Below are 5,076 nucleotides of genomic sequence, written 5' to 3' on the forward strand. Positions count from 1 at the left end.
CTCCGCACTTACTTTATAATTACTTACTTCAAAACCATCTTTTTCAGCCATCATTACAAGATCTATTCCAGTACATCCTATGATACCTGTTGCAAAATATTCCACAGGTGTGATCTCTTTACAATCAAGTGTATAATTAGACTTAATAGTATTTGCCTTAAACTTCTTATCTCCTAAATACTCTACATATACGTTCATATTGACTCCAAAAATTTATTTGCCATAGTGTACACTATCTGAGATATAATTTTACTTCAAAAGTACTATCCTTGGTGTTGATATAGAACCTAAATTACCTGTATACAAAACCAAACTACCCTTACTCAATTTGCCAACCACATCTAACTACATGTAATCTCATTTTCATGTTTGACATGGGAATACATACGAGAGAAAAAAACACCTAAAAAATGAAAGCTTATCTATTCTTAAGGAGAACAAATGTAAAACCTCCTTATGACACTTAATAACCTTAAATTTCAAACTACATATCTTTCGCTAGATAGCGAATTTTACGATATGACCGATCCCACACCACTTGATGATCCCTACCTGATCAGTTTCAATCCCAAGGTGGCAAAACTTATCGATCTTGATGGTGATAGTGGTGATGATCCCCATTTTGTAGCTCTGCTAAACGGTACATTCATACCTGAAGGTACACGCCCCTTTTCCATGTGCTATGCAGGACATCAGTTTGGTCATTACGTTCCACGTCTAGGAGATGGAAGAGCTATCAACCTGGGAAGCATCAATGGCTGGCACCTACAAACCAAAGGAAGTGGAGAAACACGCTATTCCCGTACATCAGACGGTCGTGCGGCCGTACCCTCTTCCATACGAGAGTACTTGATGAGCGAAGCGATGCACCATCTTGGCATTCCTACAACGCGTGCTCTTGGTATCATAGGATCGCAAACAAAGATCTTACGAAATCAAATAGAGCGCGGCGCTATCGTTATGCGTATGTCACCAAGTTGGGTGCGTTTTGGTACATTTGAATACTTTTACTATTTTAAAGAGTACGACAAGCTCAAGTCACTCACCGACTACGTGATCACCGAATCCTACCCACACCTACAAAATGATGAAGATCGTTATTTCAAGTTTTTTTGCGAAGTTGTTGAGCGTACAGCAAAGCTAATAGCACAATGGCAAGGGCTGGGATTCTGTCATGGCGTTATGAATACAGACAACATGTCCATCGCAGGTCTCACCATTGATTATGGACCTTATGCAATGCTAGATGATTATGACTACGGCTTTGTGTGCAACAAAACCGATCGCATAGGTCGATACAGCTACGGAGAACAGCCCAATGTCTCCTATTGGAACCTCACCATGCTCGCCAAAGCACTCTCTCCTATTATCGATAAAGAGAAAATGCAAAAGAAACTCGATGATTATGGTAACTTCATCTATCCAGATGCCTATATTGATATCATGTGTCAAAAACTAGGGCTAGTTTTAAGACTGGATGAAGATGTTGAACTCATCACTGAACTGGTAGGAGCACTACAAGATGCGTACGTAGACTATACCCTTTTCTTTAGAACGCTCAGTCACTATGACGGTGAGAGGATGCCTCTCTATGATATCGCCATGAACCCAGTAGTCATTCACAACTGGCTTGATCTGTATGATGCACGTTTATCAAAAGAAACACCCACACAGCCAGAACGCCAAAACGCAATGCTAAATACGAATCCAAAATATGTGTTGAAAAATTATATGCTTCAAGAAGCGATCACACTGGCCGAGCATGGGAACTATTCTATGGTAGAAACACTACTGCATATTGCATCACATCCGTATGACGAACTTCCAGAGTTTGAACATTTCGCCAATGAGACTCCGGAGGAACACAAAAACATCTGTCTCTCATGTTCATCCTAAACAGGTATGAGGAATTTCAAGGCTTGATGTGAATCGGGATTCCCACCTTCACAAGCCTTAAAACTTCATCCATCTCACTGTTTTCCAATGCGATACACCCTGCAGTCCAATCATTATATCGTTGAAAAAATGATTTTTTTATTTTTCTGTTATTGGGTTGTCCATGGATCATGATCGCTCCACCAGGACTTTTACCCAGCTTTCTTGCATTTTTATAATCACTTCTATTTGGATATGAGATACGCAAAGCTTTATAAAAAGAGCTGTTTTCTTTGAAGTAATCAAGCTTATATTTACCCTCTGGTGTCTTTTTATCACCTAGCACTTTTTTAGGACCTATAGGGCTTTTGCCTAGCGCTATGTCATATTTTTTTAAGATCTTCCCTTTACATGAGAGATACATCTTTCTTTCTGACTTTACAACTGTGACCAGATCTGCTTTAATGTCTTTGGATTTCGAAAACGACGTAGTATTTGCAAAAAGAAAAAATGGGGTGATAAGATAAAAAAATAGATATTTCTTCACAACGATCCTTTGATTAGGTTTGTATCATATCATTATCAAAATCTAAGGTGTGAAGAAGGCAGAATTATCTATCTGCGTATTTGTAAGTGTGCGGTCTGGCGATCTTTAGTATAAAGACCCATGACTTTCTGTCCTTGCTTCACAACAAGTTTAGCTTTTAACATTAATAATTGATTGCATTATACTATAATATATTTTAAAAAAATAAGATATTTATTTTTTATACCCATTTGCATTTCCATAAAAGTATTTAGTTTTGATTCTCCAACCAAACCTTCAAATTCTCTACCTGTTCCAAAGTTCTCACTGTAGCTGTACCACCTTCAGACTGACGGGCATTCATTGAGGCACGGTTATCTAGTAGTGCTACCACACCTTCACCTATACGCGCATCTATACTTTGTAGATCTTCTAAACTTAGTTCTGAGATATCTAGACCTTTTTCTTCTGCCAAGTTCACTGCATTACCGGTGATGTGATAGGCATCACGGAAAGGAAGTCCTGCTTCTTTTACAAGGTAGTCTGCCAAATCAGTAGCAGAGAGGTGACCTATCATACATGCTTTTTCCATTTGGTCAACGTTTACTGTCATTTCGCCTATCATCTCTTCAAGTACTTGAAGTGAAAGTGTGGCTGTTCTTACAGAATCAAATACCCCTTCTTTGTCTTCTTGCATATCTTTGTTATACGCAAGTGGCAGACCTTTCATCACTGTAAGAAGTGCTACGAGGTTACCGTTTACACGTCCTGTTTTTCCTCTAAGAAGTTCAGGGATGTCAGGATTTTTCTTTTGTGGCATAATGGAAGAACCTGTTGCATGTTTGTCAGAAAGTGTCACCCATCTGAACTCACTTGCAGACCATAAAATGAGCTCTTCACTCAAGCGGCTCATGTGCATCATCATTGTACTGATGTTAAAAAGTATCTCCAGTGCAAAGTCACGGTCACTTACCGTGTCAAGACAGTTCAACGTCGGTGCATTAAAGCCCAATTTATCTGAAGTGATCTGACGAGAGATGTTATGTGGAGTCCCAGCCAATGCAGCACATCCTATAGGAGAATAGTTGTTACGATCATAAGAGCTTATAAAACGCTCATAATCACGTTTAAACATGCTTGCATACGCCATCATATGGTAACCGAAGTTTATAGGCTGTGCGTGTTGCAAGTGTGTCATACCCGGAAGCATTACTTCTACATTTTTTTCTGCTACATTTACAAGTGTTCTGATGTTCTCTAAAAGTAATTCAGCGATGGTTTTTGTGTTATTTTGAACATAAAGTCTAAAGTCAAGTGCCACTTGGTCATTACGACTTCTAGCAGTATGCAGACGTTTACCCGCATCACCAACTTTATCTGTCAGTCTTCCTTCTATAGCCATGTGGATATCTTCATCATCACCATCAAGTTTAAATGCACCAGACTCTACTTCACTCAGTATCTCATACAATCCGCCTTCTATCTTCTCATAATCCTCTTTAGAAATGATGCCCTGTTCACATAGCATATAAGCATGTGCTCTTGAACCCTCTATATCTTCTCTATAAAGTGCCTTATCAAAAGGTAATGAATTATTAAGATCTTGAAGTAATTGTGAACTCTTTTCAGAGATTCTTGCAGATGCAATTTTTTTAGACATTATGATTTCCTGAAATGTAGTTTAAGTAAGTATATTTTATCGTAAAGTACGTTTAAGAAGGTTTGTTAAAAAAAGAATAAAACGAAGAGCCTAAAAAGGGAAGTTATATCTAGGGAGTAAAGCTCTTCAATAAAAAGGCAACCAAAGAGCAAACAAGGAAGTTTACAAATTTTGGACAAGGAGTAAAACAAGCTCTTCAGAGATGTTACCTTTTCTAATATCATTATAAACGATAGGAGTTAATAGTGAGTAAATAGACTGTTAATCAAAGGTTAAATTATCAAATTAACACGAAAAAAGTCAAGAGAGGAGAGATTCTTAGCATGAAAAGGCAACCAAAACTAGCGAATATTAAGATTATTTACAAATTTGGACAAGGCGTAAAGGTTATTCAACATGAATGTTTAAAATAGTCGCCTTTCATACATGAATTATATAAAAAAATGATTAAGATATCATTAATATTAATGATAAACTTAAATAATATTGATATAGTAAAAAAATAATGATTTGTTATTATACTCAGGAGAAAACGCTTCTAAAAAAGATAACCATCACAAGAAATAGTCAATGAAGATAAAAAATCTTGAACAAGAGTATACTAAGCTCTTAAAAGGGATGTTGGCTGTCTTGTCTATTCGTATTATAACTCGTGAGTGTAAATAATATGCAAAATATTAAACGTAAAGATAGAAATTGATTGTCAAGGTATTAAAGATAAGAGTAAGAAATAAGATTGTTAAGAGATGAAGGTGTGTTAAAAACTCAAAGTGGCAGCGACCTACATTTCCACAGACGTAGCCTGCAGTATTATCGGCGATGGGAGGCTTGACTTCCAGGTTCGGAATGGAGCTGGGTATGACCCTCCCTCTAGCCCCACCACTAAGAGAGATAAGTACACCGATGTGTATTTAGCTCTCCCAGCTATAAAAGCTTTGAGATACTTAGTATTGTTAAGAGTCTAAACGTTCAAGGTTTAATTTGATTCATGCTGTTGAGTAATTACAACTTTACA

The 5,076-nt window shown here is 37.4% G+C and carries 4 protein-coding genes, 1 rRNA gene and 1 riboswitch; of the genes, 1 reads left to right on the forward strand and 4 read right to left on the reverse strand.

Annotation, left to right across the window (positions count from 1 at the left end; translation table 11 throughout):
* Positions 1–198, reverse strand: a 198-nt coding sequence (locus ABYK33_RS13645; RefSeq protein WP_373033829.1) for an OsmC family protein, incomplete at its 3' end; no start/stop codon positions are given.
* A 258-nt stretch (positions 199–456) separates the two neighbouring features.
* On the opposite strand from ABYK33_RS13645, the gene ABYK33_RS13650 reads away from it, so the two are divergent.
* A complete protein-coding gene (locus tag ABYK33_RS13650; protein WP_373033830.1) occupies positions 457–1,896 on the forward strand; it encodes a YdiU family protein in 1,440 nt (479 codons plus the stop codon).
* A gap of 16 nt (positions 1,897–1,912) precedes the next feature.
* Here ABYK33_RS13650 and ABYK33_RS13655 read toward each other — a convergent pair whose 3' ends face one another.
* From ABYK33_RS13655 to rrf, 3 genes are all read right to left on the reverse strand, one after another.
* Positions 1,913–2,422 carry a murein L,D-transpeptidase family protein gene (locus tag ABYK33_RS13655; protein ID WP_373033831.1) on the reverse strand — a complete coding sequence of 170 codons (510 nt, stop codon included), beginning with the start codon at positions 2,420–2,422 and terminating at the stop codon, positions 1,913–1,915.
* 86 nt (positions 2,423–2,508) lie between these two features.
* A riboswitch (cyclic di-GMP riboswitch) is annotated at positions 2,509–2,587 on the reverse strand.
* Between the two features lie 85 nt (positions 2,588–2,672).
* Positions 2,673–4,061 carry an argininosuccinate lyase gene (gene argH, locus ABYK33_RS13660; protein ID WP_373033832.1) on the reverse strand — a complete coding sequence of 463 codons (1,389 nt, stop codon included), beginning with the start codon at positions 4,059–4,061 and terminating at the stop codon, positions 2,673–2,675.
* Positions 4,062–4,829: 768 nt separating this feature from the next.
* Positions 4,830–4,945, reverse strand: a 5S ribosomal RNA gene (gene rrf / locus ABYK33_RS13665).
* Positions 4,946–5,076: the final 131 nt, after the last annotated feature.

The organism is Sulfurovum sp. (assembly GCF_041562805.1).
GTDB lineage: Bacteria > Campylobacterota > Campylobacteria > Campylobacterales > Sulfurovaceae > Sulfurovum.

Coding starts and splice junctions, on each gene's coding strand:
- ABYK33_RS13650 (WP_373033830.1), top strand. CDS start 457: ATGACACTTAATAACCTTAAATTTCAAACTACATATCTTTCGCTAGAT.
- argH (WP_373033832.1), bottom strand. CDS start 4,061: ATGTCTAAAAAAATTGCATCTGCAAGAATCTCTGAAAAGAGTTCACAA.